This window comes from Peribacillus glennii (genome assembly GCF_003429105.1).
In the GTDB taxonomy this organism is placed as follows: domain Bacteria; phylum Bacillota; class Bacilli; order Bacillales; family DSM-1321; genus Peribacillus; species Peribacillus glennii.
In genome coordinates this window covers 49,330-66,990 of the sequence record NZ_QVTD01000013.1, presented here as the reverse complement: position 1 = coordinate 66,990, position 17,661 = coordinate 49,330, and the positions used below count along the sequence as shown (strand labels likewise).

17 protein-coding genes are annotated in these 17,661 nt (G+C 45.0%); all 17 read right to left on the bottom strand.

Going from position 1 to position 17,661, the window contains the following annotated elements:
* Nucleotides 1-8: 8 nt before the first annotated feature.
* Complete coding sequence (locus D0466_RS17440; protein WP_117323832.1) at nt 9-224, bottom strand: YlzJ-like family protein; 216 nt, start codon at nt 222-224, stop codon at nt 9-11.
* The gene (locus tag D0466_RS17435; RefSeq protein WP_117323831.1) at nt 221-949 is read right to left on the bottom strand and encodes a ClpP family protease; all 729 of its coding nucleotides are present in this window, start codon (nt 947-949) and stop codon (nt 221-223) included. The genes D0466_RS17440 and D0466_RS17435 overlap by 4 nt, the downstream gene beginning before the upstream one ends.
* A gap of 432 nt (nt 950-1,381) precedes the next feature.
* Nucleotides 1,382-3,094, bottom strand: a complete 1,713-nt coding sequence (locus tag D0466_RS17425; RefSeq protein WP_117323829.1) for a ribonuclease J — start codon at nt 3,092-3,094, stop codon at nt 1,382-1,384.
* Between the two features lie 829 nt (nt 3,095-3,923).
* Nucleotides 3,924-4,790, bottom strand: coding sequence for a 4-hydroxy-tetrahydrodipicolinate synthase (gene dapA, locus D0466_RS17420; RefSeq protein ID WP_117323828.1), 867 nt, complete (start codon nt 4,788-4,790; stop codon nt 3,924-3,926).
* A 29-nt stretch (nt 4,791-4,819) separates the two neighbouring features.
* Entirely contained in the window at nt 4,820-6,064 is a 1,245-nt protein-coding gene (dapG, locus tag D0466_RS17415; RefSeq protein ID WP_117323827.1) for an aspartate kinase, read from the bottom strand.
* Between the two features lie 70 nt (nt 6,065-6,134).
* A complete protein-coding gene (gene asd / locus D0466_RS17410; protein ID WP_117323826.1) occupies nt 6,135-7,190 on the bottom strand; it encodes an aspartate-semialdehyde dehydrogenase in 1,056 nt (351 codons plus the stop codon).
* Nucleotides 7,191-7,365: 175 nt separating this feature from the next.
* Complete coding sequence (locus D0466_RS17405; RefSeq protein WP_117323825.1) at nt 7,366-7,965, bottom strand: dipicolinate synthase subunit B; 600 nt, start codon at nt 7,963-7,965, stop codon at nt 7,366-7,368.
* A complete protein-coding gene (gene dpaA / locus D0466_RS17400; RefSeq protein ID WP_117323824.1) occupies nt 7,962-8,864 on the bottom strand; it encodes a dipicolinic acid synthetase subunit A in 903 nt (300 codons plus the stop codon). Before dpaA ends, D0466_RS17405 begins: the two co-directional genes overlap by 4 nt.
* Nucleotides 8,865-9,060: 196 nt before the next feature.
* The gene (locus D0466_RS17395; RefSeq protein ID WP_117323823.1) at nt 9,061-9,345 is read right to left on the bottom strand and encodes a YlmC/YmxH family sporulation protein; all 285 of its coding nucleotides are present in this window, start codon (nt 9,343-9,345) and stop codon (nt 9,061-9,063) included.
* Nucleotides 9,346-9,501: 156 nt separating this feature from the next.
* Nucleotides 9,502-10,731, bottom strand: a complete 1,230-nt coding sequence (locus tag D0466_RS17390) for a M16 family metallopeptidase (RefSeq protein ID WP_117323822.1) — start codon at nt 10,729-10,731, stop codon at nt 9,502-9,504.
* 175 nt (nt 10,732-10,906) lie between these two features.
* A complete protein-coding gene (locus D0466_RS17385; RefSeq protein ID WP_117323821.1) occupies nt 10,907-11,872 on the bottom strand; it encodes a polysaccharide deacetylase family protein in 966 nt (321 codons plus the stop codon).
* A 294-nt stretch (nt 11,873-12,166) separates the two neighbouring features.
* A complete protein-coding gene (gene pnp / locus D0466_RS17380) occupies nt 12,167-14,287 on the bottom strand; it encodes a polyribonucleotide nucleotidyltransferase (RefSeq protein ID WP_117323820.1) in 2,121 nt (706 codons plus the stop codon).
* A 228-nt stretch (nt 14,288-14,515) separates the two neighbouring features.
* Nucleotides 14,516-14,692 carry a hypothetical protein gene (locus D0466_RS22305; protein ID WP_158555937.1) on the bottom strand — a complete coding sequence of 59 codons (177 nt, stop codon included), beginning with the start codon at nt 14,690-14,692 and terminating at the stop codon, nt 14,516-14,518.
* Nucleotides 14,693-14,765: 73 nt separating this feature from the next.
* A complete protein-coding gene (gene rpsO, locus D0466_RS17375) occupies nt 14,766-15,035 on the bottom strand; it encodes a 30S ribosomal protein S15 (protein WP_117323819.1) in 270 nt (89 codons plus the stop codon).
* Between the two features lie 127 nt (nt 15,036-15,162).
* Entirely contained in the window at nt 15,163-16,113 is a 951-nt protein-coding gene (gene ribF, locus D0466_RS17370) for a bifunctional riboflavin kinase/FAD synthetase (RefSeq protein ID WP_117323818.1), read from the bottom strand.
* 30 nt (nt 16,114-16,143) lie between these two features.
* Entirely contained in the window at nt 16,144-17,064 is a 921-nt protein-coding gene (truB, locus tag D0466_RS17365) for a tRNA pseudouridine(55) synthase TruB (RefSeq protein ID WP_117323817.1), read from the bottom strand.
* Nucleotides 17,065-17,280: 216 nt separating this feature from the next.
* The gene (gene rbfA, locus D0466_RS17360; RefSeq protein ID WP_117323816.1) at nt 17,281-17,649 is read right to left on the bottom strand and encodes a 30S ribosome-binding factor RbfA; all 369 of its coding nucleotides are present in this window, start codon (nt 17,647-17,649) and stop codon (nt 17,281-17,283) included.
* Nucleotides 17,650-17,661: the final 12 nt, after the last annotated feature.

Below are 17,661 nucleotides of genomic sequence, written 5' to 3'. Positions count from 1 at the left end.
TCTAAGTTCTAATCGTTTAGATATACAGTTGACCCAGGCTGAAAAGACTGATCTAAATAGTGGGCCGGGTCTGTGCTTAAGATCCGTTCTACACGGTAACCCCTGCCCTCTTGCATTTCCGCTGAAAGCTGTACACCGCCTATGTTCACGGTCACTAATCTGGAATACTCGTTCTCGGCTGCAGGGAAAATTTGCTCAAGCGGCATCAAGGTATAAAGGATCATTGTATCATTCCTTCTTGATTTAGAAATTGCCCCTTGGATTGTTCAATCAGTTCATTGAGCTTTCTCATTGCCTGCCCTACTCCACCCACTTCATCTATTAATCCATATTCAACGGCATCTGTACCTACAACATTTGTGCCAATGTCCCTTGTCAGATTGCCCACTGCAAACATTAATTCCTTGAATCTTTCAGCAGGAACCCTTGAATGCTTTGTCACAAAATTCACGACCCTCTCCTGCATCTTATCCAAATATTCAAAAGTTTGGGGCACGCCTATAACCAGTCCCGTCAGACGGATAGGATGAATGGTCATGGTCGCGGTTTCCGCGATGAATGAATAGTCTGTTGAAACAGCGATCGGTACCCCAATGGAGTGGCCGCCTCCCAACACGATTGAAACGGTCGGCTTTGATAATGAAGCAAGCATTTCAGAGATCGCCAACCCGGCTTCCACATCTCCTCCTACTGTGTTTAGTATAATAAGCAGCCCTTCGATATTTGGATTCTGCTCGATCGCGACGATTTGCGGAATCACATGCTCGTATTTCGTTGTTTTATTTTGGGGCGGAAGCTGCATATGCCCCTCGATTTGGCCCACGATGGAAAGGCAGTGAATGCGTGAATCCTGTGACATTTGAGGCACATTCGTTTGGCCAAGCTGCTGGATTTTTTCAATCAATGGTGTAGTTGGCTGCGGCTGCATTTCAGCGGGCGCATTCGGCATTGGCGCATTGGGAACCGGTGCGTTTGGATTGGGTCCATTTGGGTTTATCGTGTTAGGGTTTGGCGGATTCTGTGACGATGCACCTTGATAAAGTTCATTATAAAATGAGCCATTCTGGACGGGCGCATTTTGAAATGGTGCATATTGAAACGGCCTGTTTTGGAATGATTCATTCGGCGTATTTTGAAAAGACAGGTTTGGTGAACTTGGTCTTTGGTCCATTCAAGGATCCCCTTTCATTATCGTATGAAGTTATTATTATCTTGAAAAAGCAGCTTCATTCTTTTTTTGGAAAAATTTTAGAAATTAAAGGCATGATTGTGTTTTATGGTGAAAGAACAATGCTTACTAAACTGATGTAAAAATAAATAAAACCCCGGCAAGCATTGCAATAGCCGGAGTGAAATTTATTCATTCATGAACAGTAATTTATTATATTTCCATGATGATAGGCATGATCATTGGACGCCGTTTTGTCTTTTCAAATAAATATTGGTTTAATGAGTCCCTTATATCCTGTTTAAGGGTAGACCAATCGAATGCAGGACCGCTGGCAGCCTTCTTCACAATCTCGGTTACCTGACTTGCTGACTCATCCATGAGTTTCTCGGATTCCCTGACATAGACGAATCCCCGCGAGATGATTTCAGGACCCGCAGCGATTGATTTGTCCCTCCTGTTTAACGTAACAACCACAATCAAAATTCCATCCTGGGACAGCAAGCGGCGGTCTCTAAGTACGATATTCCCTACATCGCCAACTCCGCTGCCGTCTATAAGAATATTTCCGGCAGGAACTTTTCCTGAAATACGGATCTTGTCATTTTTAATTTCAATGACATCTCCTTTTTCAGCAATCATGATATTCTCTTTCGCCAGATTGGCTGAAACGCCAACCTTGGCATGGGCAGTAAGATGTCGGTATTCGCCATGGACCGGTATCAAATATTTTGGTTTCATTAAGTTGATCATCATCTTGAGTTCTTCCTGGCTGCCATGTCCGGAAACATGCACCCGATAGCGACCCGAAACAACATGCGCGCCTGCCCTGTATACCAAATCGATCGTTTTATACAGGATGACTTCCCCGCCCTTTAAAGGCGAAGCAGCGATCAAGACTGTATCTCCTGCTTTAATGTGCACCTGTTTATGCGTTTGCTTTGCCATTTTCTGGAGGGCTGTAATCGGTTCACCCTGATGGCCGGTAGAAAGGATGACGATTTCGTCATCAGGATACTGGTTAATTTCTGAAATTGGAATGATAATATCTTCATCAACCTTTAAATAACCAGTAGTAAGTGCCGTCTCGTAAACACGCTCAAGGCTTTTTCCGGCTACGGCGACTTTCCTTCGGGTTAATGCCGCAGCATTAAATACATGCTGGATCCGATTGAGATTGGAGGCAAAGCATACAACGATGATCCGCCCGCTGGCATTGTAGAACGCATCAGCCATATCCTTGGCAACAATTGCTTCACTCGGCGTATAGCCTGGATTTTCCGCTCCTGCGCTGTCAGATAGCAGACAGAGGACACCCTGTTCTCCGATTTTGGCCATCGTACCTATGTCAGGCTTGTACAAATCAACGGCTGCCTGATCGAACTTGAAATCACCCGTGTAAACAATCGCTCCTTCTGCAGTGTGAATGACAATCCCAACCGAATCAGGTATGCTGTGATTGGTCCTGAAAAAAGAAACATCAGCTTTTGAGAATGATAATCGATCATGAGGGTCCACCTCAATGAATTCTGCGGAGGCTTTATAGTTATCCTCCAGCAATTTGGCTTTAGCCAGCTGTGTTGTCAGCCTGGTCCCATATACCGGTACATTCAAATATCTAAGGATATATGCAAGAGCCCCCATATGGTCCTCATGCCCGTGGCTTAAAAAAATTCCCTGCACCCGTTCCCGGTTTTCCATTAAATAAGTGATATCCGGGATGACAGCATCGATCCCGAGCATCTCCTCTTCAGGGAACATCAAGCCCGCATCCATTACAAAGATGTCACCATAAACCTCCGCGGCATACATATTTTTTCCTAGTTCACCCTGGCCGCCCAGGGGAATGATTTTTATGCTGTTATTATCTTTTGGCAATAGTATATCCTCCTTAAAAAATCCGTACAAAACAATAGTTGTAACCATTATACCCGATGCTAAAAAAACATGACAACACATTCACTTTTTTTAAGGAGAATTTGAGAAGTGTGTATCCCTCTAGTTCTTCTGTAATTGTCAAATGATCTTCACATGAAATACCCGCTATCCATTATTCAAAAGATGGCATAGCTTATTTTCGGTACATTGTCCAAAGAGCAATTGTCTTAAACCCTAGCTTTCATAAATGCCTCTAGCAGAAGGGTTATGAAAAAACAGGCAAAGCGATTTGCCTTCCGACAGGGATAACCTTGGCCAGCCTATCTACAACTGCCAGCAAATCCTTAATTCTATAACCCTTTGCAGTGCATAAAAAGAGTTTTCTGCGGTAGTCGATGCGGCTGCCGCCATTTGTACGTCGACTTCCAAATAATAGGTCCTTCCTGTTTTTTTTCCCGACGTTTCTAATCCCCGATTATAAACAGGTTGATTGATGCTTCCTCTTCAAAAACTCCATGACTTCCTTATCGTCAGCAACCGTTAAATTTTCTGATCAAGCATAACCTTCCCCTTCGTATATGTAAGCCCAAACAGATAATTAAAAGTATAGGGGTAACCCCACAAATTGGGAAGAAAAATTTATCAATCAAGTAACTCTCGAGCAATCATTAATATTTTCCGGAATAGAAAACTTTCCGTTTGATGAACCATTGTAAAGCTGAGGCAGAGGCGCAGGCAGGCCCAAAGGATGTGCGTCTCGCAGGCGAAGACATAAGAATCTGGTGTGTTTTGCTTTAGCAAAAAAGAACCTTATATACTTTCTTTCTTTTTAAAAAAACCAACCCCGGGGCGATGGGTTGGTTTTGGTTTTTACGAATTAATTTAGCAGCTGATTTAAAGTAATTCTTTCTTGTTCTGTAAGAGGCACTAGCGGCAGCCTTACTGATCCGACGTCCAGGCCTTTCAGCTGCAGGGCTGTTTTGACAGGAGCCGGGCTTGGTGCTGTAAACAAGCCTTCCATGATTGGCAACAGGCCTTGATGAAGCTTGGCAGCCTCCTTAACGTTCCCCTGTAAAAATTGATCGATCATTGCCTGCATTTCTTTTCCGATGATATGGGAAGCAACAGATACCACCCCTGCCCCACCGATGGAAAGTACAGGCAGCGTGATGCCGTCATCACCGCTATAAACCATAAAATCATCGTCGGTTCCCGCAAGGATTGCTGTCATTGCATTCAGATTGCCGCTTGCTTCTTTTACAGCGACAATGTTTGGAACTTTTGAAAGCCTGATGACCGTTTCCGGTTCAATATTGGCAACAGTGCGGCCGGGAATATTGTAAATCATGACAGGCAGCGAAGTGTTTTCGGCGATTGTTTTAAAATGCTGGTACAAGCCCTCCTGGTTCGGCTTGTTGTAGTAAGGCGCTACAAGCATAATAGCGTCTGCACCGTTCTGTTCCGCCTTTTTCGTAAGCTCAATGGAAGCGTAAGTATTGTTGCTTCCTGTACCCATGATGACCGGAACACGCTTATCCGCTTCCCTGGCCACATGCCGCAATAAAGCAATCTTCTCTTCGGTAGACAGTGTCGGGGATTCTCCGGTCGTTCCAGCCAGTACAATGGAATCAGTCCCATTTTCGATTAAGTAATTTACTAATTGTGTGGTTTTGGCAAAATCGATATTCCCCTTCTTGTCGAATGGGGTAACCATTGCAGTTGAAACTCTTCCAAAATTCACCATAATCATACACCTCTTGAATTAATAGACAATCATATCTCCGTTATGCGGTACTCTGCTTCATCTTTATGAAGCTGGAAGGCATCGTGCAAGGCATTGACAGCTTCTGCCAAATCCTTTTCCTTAACAAGGACCCAAATGGTAGTATGGCTATCTGCCGATTGGAGGATGCTGATTCCCTTCTCGGAAAGGGCCATGACGATTTTCGCCGCTACACCAGGAACACCGTTTATTCCGGCTCCTACTACAGAAACTTTAGCACACCCTGTCTGGATGAGAGGCTCATGCCCAAGTCCCTCAAGGATTTCGGCGGCCCTCTCTGTCATCTCGTCGGTTACAGTGTAGACAACCCCATTCGGAGAGATGTTAATAAAATCGACGGAGATGGACGCATTTGCCATCGCCTTAAAAACCTCTGCCTGTAAGTCATATTGGCCCTTTTTTGCGGTCACTTTAATTTGGGTAATATTTGACACATGGGCAATCCCGGTAACAAGGCGCTCCCGGATGTCGCTCCCATTCTTTTCCCTGTTAATCGTTGTCACCAGTGTGCCCATGCCGTCTGTATATGTTGAACGGATTCGGATTGGCACTTTTGCCTGCATGGCAATCTCCACGGCACGGGGATGAATGACCTTTGCTCCCTGGTACGCCAGATTGCAGACCTCATTATAGGTTACTACAGAAAGCGGCCGGGCGTTTTCAGCGATCCTCGGATCGGCTGTCATGACACCTTCCACATCGGTGAAAATATCAACCCATTCGGCACCGATTGCGGCTCCCAGAGCAGCAGCGGATGTATCGCTGCCTCCCCGCCCGATGGTGGTGATGTCCCCATTCTTGGAAGCTCCCTGGAACCCTGCCACAACGATTGCCTCACAGAGTTCTAGTTCTTTAAGGATGCGGTCGCTCTTCATATCGATGATTTTAGCATTCGTATGGTCTCCGTTCGTCCTAAACCCTGCCATGGCTCCTGTAAAGGCCGTTGCCTTTATGCCGTTCTCAAGCAGCATATTCGTAAAGACTACCGCTGAAATGGTTTCACCAACAGACAGAAGCAAATCCTGTTCCCTTTTTGAAATTTTGCTTTCAGAACCGTTTACTAGCGAAAGCAGCGTATCTGTTGCATAGGGCTCTCCCTTTCTGCCCATTGCCGATACGACCACTACCACTTTGTAACCATCACCGATCGCTTTTCGGATATGCCGTAAAGCGTGCGATCTGCTTTCTTTGTCACGGACAGAAGTTCCTCCGAATTTCTGTACGATGATTTTCATAGTAACACCTCAAATGTAAGCCAGCCTTCCCCATGGGAAAAAGCTGACAATGCTATTGTTGTTGTTGCGATTATTTTACTGTGACTAATTCTAGTTTTAAAAGGCTTTCCGCGATTTGGACGGAATTCCAAGCCGCTCCCTTTAGGAGATTATCAGAAACAATCCATAAATGGAATCCTTTTTCTTCGTCAAGGTCCTTCCGGATCCTTCCCACGAAAACATCGTTTTTCCCGACTGCAGCTGCCGGCATAGGATAAACCTGGTTATCCGGATCATCTTCCAATACAATGCCAGGTGCCGATTTGAGAAGCTCTTTTACCTCAGCAGCGGTTACCCCTTCTCTATCTATTTCTATATAAACAGACTCCGAATGGCCGGTAACGACCGGAAGGCGAACGCAAGTAGCCGCTACAGGAAGTTCTTGCATGTGCATGATTTTTTTTGTTTCATTGATCATCTTCATCTCTTCAAAGGTGAAGCCGTTATCCTGGAACTTATCGATTTGCGGGATTACATTGAAAGCTATTTGATAATGGTTTTTGTCACCCTTTACCGGAAGCACTGATGCTGTTGCTTCCTCATTGTTCAGAATTGCCTGTGACTGGTCCAGCAGCTCGGATATGGCAGCCGCCCCAGCACCGGATACCGCCTGGTAAGTGGACACTACTACTTTATTAAGCCCGAATTTCTGCCTGATTGGCTCTAGCGCTACTACCATTTGGATGGTGGAGCAATTCGGATTGGCAATGATGCCGTTATGCCATTTCAAATCCTCTTCATTTACTTCCGGTACCACAAGCGGTACGTTTTCGTCCATACGGAAGGCGCTCGTGTTATCGACAACGATGGCCCCGCGCTTTACGGCTTCTGGCGCCATCTCCTTTGAAACGCTGCCGCCAGCGCTGAATAAAGCTATATCGATGCCCTCAAAGCTTTCCGGCTTTGCTTCCTGTACTTCTATTTCTTCGCCTTTAAATAAAACCCTTGTACCTGCTGAACGAGCCGAAGATAGAAGGGTTAACTTTTTAATTGGCAAATCTCTTTTTTCCAGTGTTTCGATCATTTGCTGTCCTACTGCCCCCGTTGCTCCCAGAACAGCCACATTCAATCCGCGTACTTCCGTCATCGAACATTCCCCTTTTCAAAAAACCATACAGATTTGAAATCAATCTATAGCAATACATTTAACCTATGCTATCAAGAATATCATATATTTTATCATATTAGTACGTGAAAGAAACAATCTTTTCACCTAAAATTGCATGGAAGCTCCATATGGTTTTTTTCTTTTGATCATTGCCTTAAACGGGGTCTTTATATCGTTCTACGATAACAGGCTGGATCTGTTCACCATTCAAGGCGCAAATGATCGTATCCCTAATCATGTTCATGCGGGCTACCATGGAGTTAGGCTTCTTTTCCGGATCATCCTGTCCGTATGGAACAAAATAAACGTCCTTCGTTGCCATCAATCTCATTAAATTAACACCATTTAAACCAAGAGCGTCATTTGTGGATATACCGAGCACAACCGGACGGTGGTTTCGCATGGTTGCTTTTGCTGCCATCAACACGGGCGAGTCTGTCAAGGCATTAGCCATTTTGCTCATGGAGCCACCGGTTAATGGCGCTATAACCATACACGCTAAAGGCATTTTAGGGCCAAGCGGTTCTGCTTTCACAATGGTATCGATCACATGATGGCCCGTCAGTTTTTCGATCCTGTCAATCCAGTCTTCCCCTTTGCCAAACCGTGTTTCAGTATTCTTGACCGTTGATGTAACGATTGGAACGACTTCAGCGCCTTCGTTAACCAATTTCTCGATTTCCGGAAAAACTATGTCATAGGTACAATGAGAACCGGTAAGTCCAAACCCGATTCTTTTTCCTTTTAAATTCATGTCGTTTTCCCCTTTCTTTTCTTCATGTCGTCCTGAATGAGCTGTGCCAGTACATTTGCCAATATTTGCCCTGCCGTTTTTGGAGCTACGATCCCTGGCAGGCCCGGAGCAAGCAACGCTTTGATTCCCCTTTTTTCCGCATAACGAAAATCGGTGCCCCCCGGTTTCGAGGCAAGGTCGATCACGAGGGTATGCACAGGCATGTTTGCCAGCACAGACGCTGACACTATTAGAACCGGAATTGTATTGATACATATATCGACATCGCGGACAGCTGTGGCCAAATCGTTCAAATGGAATGGAGTCATGGCCATTTCAGTAATTCTGGCGAGGTCCTCGCTCTTTCTTGCCCCTACCTTCACCTTGGCTCCAATTGCCTGGAATGTCCTGGCTACACTCATTCCTGTCCGGCCAAAGCCAAGCACCGCAACCGTGGACCCATGGATGGTAAAATCAGTATGCTGAATCGCCATCATAATGGTTCCTTCCACAGTCGGTATCGAATTATAGATCGCCACATCATCTCTTTCAAATAGCTGTACCAGCCTTCGGTTGGCTTTCTTGATAATTCCGTTTAAGTATTCATTGCTGATCCCGGAGTACACTGTGCAATGTGGAGGGGTTTTAGAGAGAATTTGCTCTGTTATGATTACTTCCTCATTAGAAAAGATTGTTTCTACCCTACCTGTAGAATTTGTGCCCGGAACCGGCAAAATGATAGAATCAATTTCGGAAAGATTGAGATCGTCCAGCTTCTCCTTGACTGCGCCGGTAAACGAATGGTCCAGCTGTTCAAAGCCTACCAATGACAGTTTGGCATCAAGCTCCGTAAGTTTGCGGACCACCTCGAGCTGCCTAGCATCTCCGCCGATCACTGCAATTTGCACGCCTGTGAGCATAAAGCCGTCACCTTCTTTTATTGAGATAAGCCTGCAATATCCAATTACGTGTTTTCCCTTCTCATCTTATGTTTTTTTCTTCAAAGAGGTGAATCGTTAATGCCGGGACTGATGCTCTAAATTGGAAAAGTAAAGACCGCCTTATTACAAGGCGGCCAGTCGGGTTTTCTTATAACGATTTCTAAACGATTATCAATCAATCAGGGAATTTAATATTTTGGGGCATTTCCTGCTCTGAAAGTGGCTGGTGGTCGGGGATATCAATGATGATCATATCAGTGCCTATTTTTTTTATATGCCGCCAAGGGACACGGATTTCATTTCCGTTTTTTTTGAGCCCGAACCATTTCACAGACGGTATGATCAAAGCTGTTATCTGTCCGCTCTCATTTATTTCAAGATCTGTCTGCCCCAGGATTCCTAAGCGTTGCGCCCGTTTAACATCCACGATTTCTTTTCCGCTAAGCTCGCTAAGCCGCATGATGCTTTTCCCCCTCTTTTTACGCTTACTAATCTATATCCCTTTTCAGGGACAGTTAGAAGTATTTTTTTAGACGGGGAGGGCCCCCAGCCTGCAGAGAAAAAGAAAAAAGGCCTTGCAGGTATGCCTGGAACAAAGCATACGCAAGGCCCCTGTTTACTCTTTCCAACCCTCTAGGGGACTGATTAAGGAACTGGAGTAACTATCGGTAAAAATTTGATTGGCAAGCGAATTTACGCTTTCCTCTGTCACTTCATCAATTATTTCGACTATTTCATCAAGCGATTTATGTTTCTCTAAAAGCAGCTCATTTTTCCCGTTCCTGCTCATCCGGCTGTTGGTACTCTCCAGACTGAGCATTAAACTGCCCTTTAGCTGTTCTTTGCTGTTATGCAATTCTTTTTCTGTGATGCCCTCGCGCTTGAGGGTCCCGAGCGTTTCCTGGATGGTTTCATACAGGCTGTCAAGCTGGCCTGCCCCTGTGCCGCCGTAAATCGTGACAAGGCCGCTGTCCTGATAGCCGGAATGATAGGAATAAACAGAATAAGCAAGCCCACGCTGTTCCCTTACTTCCTGGAACAGGCGACTGCTCATGCTACCGCCAAGGATGTTATTAAGTACGATTAAACTATAAACATCCTTATGGCCGATTTGCAGCCCTTCAAATCCGAGGCATAAATGGGCCTGTTCCGTTTCTTTCTTTCTTGAAAGCTTGTTCTGGTGGAATACCGGCTTTACAAGTTCTGCTCTTCCGTTGCCACCCTGATACGAACCAAAATAGCTTTCCACTTCTTTTATAAAGCTCTCATTTACATTGCCCGCAATGGAAATGACAACCTTATCCGGTGTATACATTTCATGGACATATTTTTTCAACGAATCGCTGTTAAACGTATTCAATGTTTCTTCTGTGCCTAAAATCGGAAATCCAAGCGGATGTGTACCATAAACAGCCTGGCTCAGTAAATCATGGACGATGTCATCCGGAGTGTCTTCATACATTTTAATCTCTTCTAAGACAACATTCTTTTCTTTCTTTAATTCTTCTTCATCAAACGTGGAGTTAAAAAACATATCTGAGAGTATCTCAAGGGCCATGCCTGCATGGTTATCCAGCACCTTAGCATAATAGCAAGTGTACTCTTTGGAAGTAAAGGCATTTACCTGTCCGCCGATACTGTCAAAAGACTCCGCGATTTCCCTGGCATTACGGTTAGCGGTGCCTTTAAAAAACATATGTTCCAAAAAGTGTGAAATCCCATTAAGTTCCGGCGATTCGTGACGTGAACCTGTTTTAATCCAAACTCCGATGGCGACGGAACGGACTGTCGGAATATTTTCTAGTACAATTCTGGCTCCATTTTGGCAAGTATATTTCTTGATCATGAACATTCCTCCAATTCTTTGCTGCAATAAGAAGCGGACGCCCACCTCTGGGGGAACGTCGGCTAACTACTGCCACGTCCTGTGGCAAACACCGACGTCACAAATCCTCGAAAAGCTGCACTTTTCTTCGTGCGATGTAACACTAACGAATCCTTCCTTGTCCTGTGGAAGTACTTTAATGAACGATCCTGGTTTCTTCCAGAGCTTCTGTAACGGTAACTATATGAAGATTTTTTCTTTTTATTTGCTTTATTAATGTTTCTAAAGACTGGGCCGTCGAATCCGTGGGGTGCATCAGGACAAATGCCCCCGGATGGAGTTTTGAAAGCACCCTCGAGGTTAATACGTCAGGGGTTGGCTTTTGCCAATCGATCGTATCAACGCTCCACATGATTGTGCCCATTCCCATCGAATCTGCTATATTGACAGTCTCATCCCGGTAGCTTCCGCTCGGGGGAGCAAACCATTTCGCCTTTACTTTATTATTTGTCACAGCTTCTATCACTGCATTCGTTTTCTGCAGCTCGTTTGTGGACGCTTGGGATGAAAGTGTCTGCATATTAGGATGAGAGTATGAGTGGTTGCCAATTTCATGGCCGCCTTCCTCGATCATTTTCACGAGATCCGGATTATTCTTTGCCCATCTTCCTTCAAGAAAAAACGTCGCTTTTACATCATTTTCTTTAAGTGTGGAGAGCATGTCCTGTAAATACTCGTTACCCCAGGCAACATTAACCAAAAATGATACAACCGGTTTTTCTGGATGTGCCCGGTAAATCGGTGCTGGTTCCAGGTCGTCCAAATGGATTTTAGGGGAAATCTGCCTGTATATAAGTTTTTTCTCATCAAATTTCCCGGACTTTTTCATGATATGGTAGGATGCTTGAACATCCACTTTGATCCCGTTATAGCCGGGAACGGTTTTCCACACCGGATCAATTCTTGCGTCCATAGGCGGCGATTCATATTGCTGGCGTTTAGATTGAATTTCTCTATAAAGGCTGTCTTCCTGCGAAGCAGTAAAGGCCGCCTCTTCTTTTAACACAATCATATAATGATGTGTATAAGGATTTTGCACTAATAACCATGATATACCTGCAATGGCAGTTATCGCAACTATCTGCTTCCAATTATTATTCATTTTTCCGTCCTCCTTCATACAAAATGTATGAGGAAAATGGACAAGGTAGAACATTGGGTTGTGACTCCCTTGGCCAGAAGCCTGAATCATTAGAAAACTCGCCGGATGGCGAGCCTTTGTAAAAGCGAAGACACAGCGAAGTTAAGCCAACAGGATGTTGGCCACACAGGCGTTGATACAGGATCTAGCACACATAACCTGTGTTCAGCACTATGCAATCAAGAAAGTTTTATCTTGCCTGCCAAAAAAAGCATGCGATTCTAAATAAACCGCATGCATATGAATATGCCTTTGTTATTCCTTGGTGTTCTCTGCTGACTCTTTTTGCTCTTTTAGGACAGCTTTACGGGATAGGTTGACCCTTCCCTGTTTATCGATTTCCGTTACTTTGACAAGGATTTCGTCCCCGATTGCGACAACATCTTCAACCTTGCCGACTCTTTCCTCAGCAAGCTCTGAAATATGGACCAGGCCATCTTTTCCATTGAAGATTTCCACGAAAGCGCCGAATTTCTCGATACGTTTTACTTTACCAAGATACATTTGACCTACTTCCACTTCCCGAACGATATCCTCAATGATCTTCCTGGCCTTCTGGTTCATTTCCTCATCTATGGACGAGATGAAGACAGTGCCATCTTGCTCGATATCGATCTTTACGCCGGTTTCTTCAATGATTTTGTTGATTTGTTTTCCGCTTGGCCCGATTACATCCCGGATCTTATCCGGATTGATTGTCAAAGTAAGTATTTTCGGAGCATATTTGCTTAATTCCCCGCGCGGCTGGTTCAAAGTCGCGATCATCGAATCAAGTATGTGCATTCGTCCCCGTTTTGCCTGCTGGAGGGCTTCTTCAAGAATTTCTCTGGAAAGGCCTTCGATTTTAATATCCATCTGCAGGGCAGTTACCCCTTTTTCTGTGCCCGCCACTTTGAAGTCCATGTCTCCCAGGTGGTCTTCCATTCCCTGAATATCAGTCAGGATTGTATAATATTCACCTGACTTAACAAGTCCCATCGCAATCCCGGCAACCGGCGCCTTTATCGGAACGCCTGCATCCATCATCGCAAGGGTGCTTGCACAAATGCTTGCCTGGGAAGTGGAACCGTTCGATTCCAGCACCTCGGACACGAGCCTTATCGTATAAGGAAAGTCCTTTTCAGCAGGAATGATTGGTTCGAGAGCCCTTTCACCCAACGCCCCATGCCCAATTTCACGGCGTCCTGGCCCTCTCATCGGACCTGTTTCACCGACGCTGAACTGCGGGAAATTGTAATGATGCATAAAGCGCTTGGATTCTTCCGTCCCAAGCCCGTCCAGGATCTGTACATCGCCAAGAGCCCCTAATGTACAAATAGAAAGGGCCTGCGTTTGGCCGCGGGTAAATAAACCGGAACCATGCGTTCTAGAAAGCAAACCCACCTCAGAATATAGGGGCCTGATTTCGTCAGGATTGCGGCCGTCAGGGCGCACCTTCTCTTCGGTTATAAGACGGCGGACTTCTGACTTTACCAGTTTATTCAGGATTTCTTTAACCTGCTTGAGCTGGGCATCATCAGCTTCTTTTTCCTCAAACCCGGCAAGCACGCGGTCTTTCACTTTTTTGATTGCATCCTCTCGGGCATGCTTTTCCTGAACCTGAACCGCTTTATTGATGTCATCCTCACAAATTGACTTGACCTGTGCTTCAAGCTCCGCATCCACTTCGTATAGAATGATTTCCGTTTTTTCTTTGCCGATTTCATGTGCAATGCTTTCCTGGAATTCAATCAATTTTTTGATCTCTTCATGGCCGAACATGATCGCTTCAAGCATCGTTTCTTCCGGCACTTCATCAGCTCCGGCTTCTACCATATTAATGGCATCCTTCGTTCCGGCAACCGTTAAATTGATATCGCTATGTTCCATTTGTTCCACTGTCGGATTGATAATGAATTCATTATTTACCCGGCCCACAACAACCCCTGCAATCGGACCCTGAAAAGGAATGTCAGAAACTGATAGCGCAAGGGATGAACCGAACATGGCCGCCATTTCTGTTGAACAATCCTGGTCAACGCTCATGACAATGCTGATAACCTGGACTTCATTCCGGAACCCATCCGCAAATAATGGGCGGATAGGACGGTCGATTAAGCGGCTGGCAAGGATCGCCTTTTCACTTGGCCTTCCTTCCCGTTTAATGAAGCCGCCAGGGATTTTCCCGACAGCATATAATCTTTCCTCATAATTAACTGTCAATGGAAAAAAGTCCAGATTCTTTGGCTCTTTTGAAGCGGTAGCAGTACTTAATACAGCACTGTCACCATATCTGACAAGGACCGCGCCGTTAGCCTGCTTGGCCAATTGGCCGATTTCGACAGTGAGCTTCCTGCCGGCCCAGTCGAATGAATAAGTTTTCTTATCCTGTGCCATTCTTTGATAAACCCCTCTCTACTTCTTCAAATCAGGGGCCTGGTATATTACCTGAACCCTTATTAGATGAATGATATATATGTCAATGTGTTTAAACCCTATAAAACAAGCTATCCTTATTATGCACGAAAAAAACAACCGTTAACAGCGAAATGGATGAATTATGTATAAAATGACCAAATTCATTGAAATACTGCTCAATTTACTCTGGTACTGATTCCGCTTCGCCTAAAAATTAGAAAACTCGCCAATTGGCGAGCCTTTTGCAAAGGCAAAGACAAAAGCATAGTCAGGCTCGCTGGATGTAGTCACACAGGCATAGCCACAGGAGATGCGCTTAGTCTGTGTTCTGACGTTAGCAGAAAACCCGGCAAGTCCGATTCCGCGGACGACGGCAAGCCGCAAGGGGGCTATTTCACCCGGAATTATGTAAATAAGCCTAACAAAAAAGCGGGAAAATTCCCGCTTTCATGAAAGATTATCGGCGTAAACCTAACTTAGTGATAAGTTCACGGTAACGAGTAACATCTTTATTACGTAGGTATGTTAAAAGATTACGGCGTCTACCTACCATTTTAAGAAGACCGCGACGAGAGTGGTGGTCTTTCTTATGAACGCGCAAGTGGTCGTTCAAGTTGTTGATTTCTTCTGTAAGGACAGCAATCTGTACCTCTGGAGATCCAGTGTCAGTCTCATGAGTTCTGTACTCATTAATTAGTTCGTTTTTGCGTTCTTGTGTAATAGCCATCCATTTCACCTCCTGTTATTTCATGAAATCCCCGATTACCCAGCAAGCGCCGGAGAGTCGACTAGCCAAGTAATGGTTATTTTTCATACAATAAATAGAATACATCTTTTCGAAATAAAATGCAAGTCTAAACAGTAGTTTTGCTAAAATAAGCGTGTGCTTCCGCTTTGTCTGCTTCGATTTGCTTGATAAGTTCATCGAGCCCGTTGAATTTTTGCTCGCTTCTTAACCGTTTATGCCATTCGATTTCAGTTTCTTTTCCATAAAGATTTCCATCGAACGAGAGAATATGCACTTCAACGGATGGATGTTCAGGCCGTTTTTCATGAAAAGTCGGTTTATAGCCGACATTGCAGACTCCATCATGCCAGCTGCCGTCTATTTTTATACGAACGGCGTAAACCCCAGTGGCTGGGAACAAATAGTTATCGCTCACTTCGATGTTCGCTGTAGGAAAGCCAAGCTGCCGCCCCCTCTTCTCTCCATGGACCACAATGCCCTGAGTCGAATAAAAGCGCCCCGCTAAATGATGGAATTGGGCAAAGTCCCCTGCGTCCAATGTTTCCCTGATTCTAGTGGAACTGACTTTGTCGGCATCAAGCGTCTGTTTTTCGACAGTCGTATGCGAAAAGCGTCCCCTTGAATGGAAAGGCAGCGTTTCCATCGTGCCTTTTCCGTACCGGCCATACGTGTAGTCGAAACCCGCCACCACATGCCGGACATTCAAATTAATTAAATAATCATCAACGAATTCCTGTGGCAGCAAGGAAGCAAAGTCTTGCGTAAAATGTATGATAAACAGGTAATCGACACCCAAATCCTCAATAAGGGCGATCTTATCCTGAATCGGTGTAATATAGCGTACATGCCTTACATTTTTGCCGAGGACCGCAGATGGATGGGGATCAAACGTCATGACACCTGAACGAATTCCATCCAGCTTGGCTTTCTTTACGGCAGTCTGTATTACTTTTTGGTGTCCTTTATGAACACCGTCAAAAAAGCCGAGCGCGATGCATAGAGGCGGCAAATCGTCGGCATTAAATTGATGAGGATGCTCTATTGCAATTACTTTCACGGTCCATTCTCCTCTTTCTTCCGGAAAAACTTATAAATCCTGAGCTAACACCTTTATTGGCTTGATTAGATTTGCTTTATTAGGGTGAATGCTGTAAATTGCAAGTGCCTTTTGACTGCTGTCCACCATCACAAAAGGGATTCCCTTTGTAATTGGCAAATCCTCAGGCTGCTCCATGACAGCACCGTTTTTAACTTTCTTTGCTACTGTATCATTAATCTGATATTTCGGCAAATGAATTAGGCCCCTTTCCAAAGGCAGCAGAAGATCCTCTTGTCGCCCTGAGGCTGCCATTTCTTCTACTTCCTCAAAGGTCTTGCAGTCTTCTCGGGTAAAGCCGGCTGATTGGATCCTGACAAGGTCAGACATATGGGCAGGATAACCCAGCCTCTCCCCAATCATCACAGCGAGTGTCCTGATATAGGTTCCTTTGCTGCAACTGGCCCGGAAGCGAAAGGACACGGTAGCTCCCGTAAATTCTTCCCTGTCATCAAGTAATGTTAGCTCATGGATGGATACCGTCCTGGTTGGCCGTTCCACTGCAATCCCTGCCCTCGCATATTCATATAACTTCTTGCCGTTTACCTTTACCGCCGAATACATAGGGGGTGTTTGCTGAATTGCACCAGTTAGTGAAGCCAGCACTTCAAGAATCTGTTCCCTCGGGAATGCGGCGGACACAGGCTGTTCCTCCACTTTTTCTCCGCTTGCGTCTTCAGTCGTTGTCGAAAACCCTATTGTTACTTCCCCTTCGTAAGCTTTCCCGGCTTCTGTTATGTACTCGGCTATTTTTGTAGCCCGTCCAATGCATATGGGCAACACGCCTGTCACATCTGGATCAAGCGTTCCAGTATGACCCACCTTTTTTGTTTTTAAAATCTTCCTAAGTTTAAATACGCAATCATGCGATGTCATTCCTTTTGGTTTCCAAAGCGGCAATATCCCTTCCAAAAGCATCCACCTCTTTCAGTGATACATATGATTTTGTTTATTGTAGTATAAATGAAAGTCCGATTCCATTACCCATCTTACAATGTTACTGATCACCCGCCTGTTTCAGGGTGTTCCCTTCTTTCAAAAAGCAGAAAAAAAGATAGACAATGAATGTCTATCTCTAATTCAAGCCGTGTGCCACTACCGCAGCAGCAACCCCACGCAGGAAAAAATCTATTCATCATCCCTTGGGGCGGCTTTCTCTTCCGCATGGATTTGATGGATCAAGGTATCAATCCTGTTTCCATAGGCGATCGATTCATCAAATTCAAACGCGATTTCCGGCGTTTTTCGCAGCCGGATCCTCTGTCCGATTTCAGAACGGATAAATCCTTTCGCTTTTGCCAGGCCTTTAAGCGTATTTTCTTTTTGTTCCTCATCACCAAGAACCGAAATATAAACGGTTGCCTGTTGGAGATCGCCAGTCACGGCAACGTCGGTTACCGTGACAAAGCCAATCCGTGGATCTTTGATTTTGCGACCGATGATCTCAGTCAGCTCTTTCTTCATCTGTTCGCCAACACGATTTGCACGAAGGCTCATAAAATCACCTCG

Coding starts and splice junctions, on each gene's coding strand:
- D0466_RS17395 (WP_117323823.1), bottom strand. CDS start 9,345: ATGCGGCTTAGCGAGCTTAGCGGAAAAGAAATCGTGGATGTTAAACGG.
- D0466_RS17385 (WP_117323821.1), bottom strand. CDS start 11,872: ATGAATAATAATTGGAAGCAGATAGTTGCGATAACTGCCATTGCAGGT.
- rpsO (WP_117323819.1), bottom strand. CDS start 15,035: ATGGCTATTACACAAGAACGCAAAAACGAACTAATTAATGAGTACAGA.
- D0466_RS17440 (WP_117323832.1), bottom strand. CDS start 224: ATGATCCTTTATACCTTGATGCCGCTTGAGCAAATTTTCCCTGCAGCC.
- D0466_RS17405 (WP_117323825.1), bottom strand. CDS start 7,965: ATGAATTTAAAAGGAAAAAGAATCGGGTTTGGACTTACCGGTTCTCAT.
- dpaA (WP_117323824.1), bottom strand. CDS start 8,864: ATGCTCACAGGCGTGCAAATTGCAGTGATCGGCGGAGATGCTAGGCAG.
- dapG (WP_117323827.1), bottom strand. CDS start 6,064: ATGAAAATCATCGTACAGAAATTCGGAGGAACTTCTGTCCGTGACAAA.
- D0466_RS17425 (WP_117323829.1), bottom strand. CDS start 3,094: ATGGTTACAACTATTGTTTTGTACGGATTTTTTAAGGAGGATATACTA.
- dapA (WP_117323828.1), bottom strand. CDS start 4,790: ATGGTGAATTTTGGAAGAGTTTCAACTGCAATGGTTACCCCATTCGAC.
- D0466_RS17435 (WP_117323831.1), bottom strand. CDS start 949: ATGCCGAATGCGCCCGCTGAAATGCAGCCGCAGCCAACTACACCATTG.
- rbfA (WP_117323816.1), bottom strand. CDS start 17,649: ATGAGCCTTCGTGCAAATCGTGTTGGCGAACAGATGAAGAAAGAGCTG.
- asd (WP_117323826.1), bottom strand. CDS start 7,190: ATGACGGAAGTACGCGGATTGAATGTGGCTGTTCTGGGAGCAACGGGG.
- D0466_RS17390 (WP_117323822.1), bottom strand. CDS start 10,731: ATGATCAAGAAATATACTTGCCAAAATGGAGCCAGAATTGTACTAGAA.
- pnp (WP_117323820.1), bottom strand. CDS start 14,287: ATGGCACAGGATAAGAAAACTTATTCATTCGACTGGGCCGGCAGGAAG.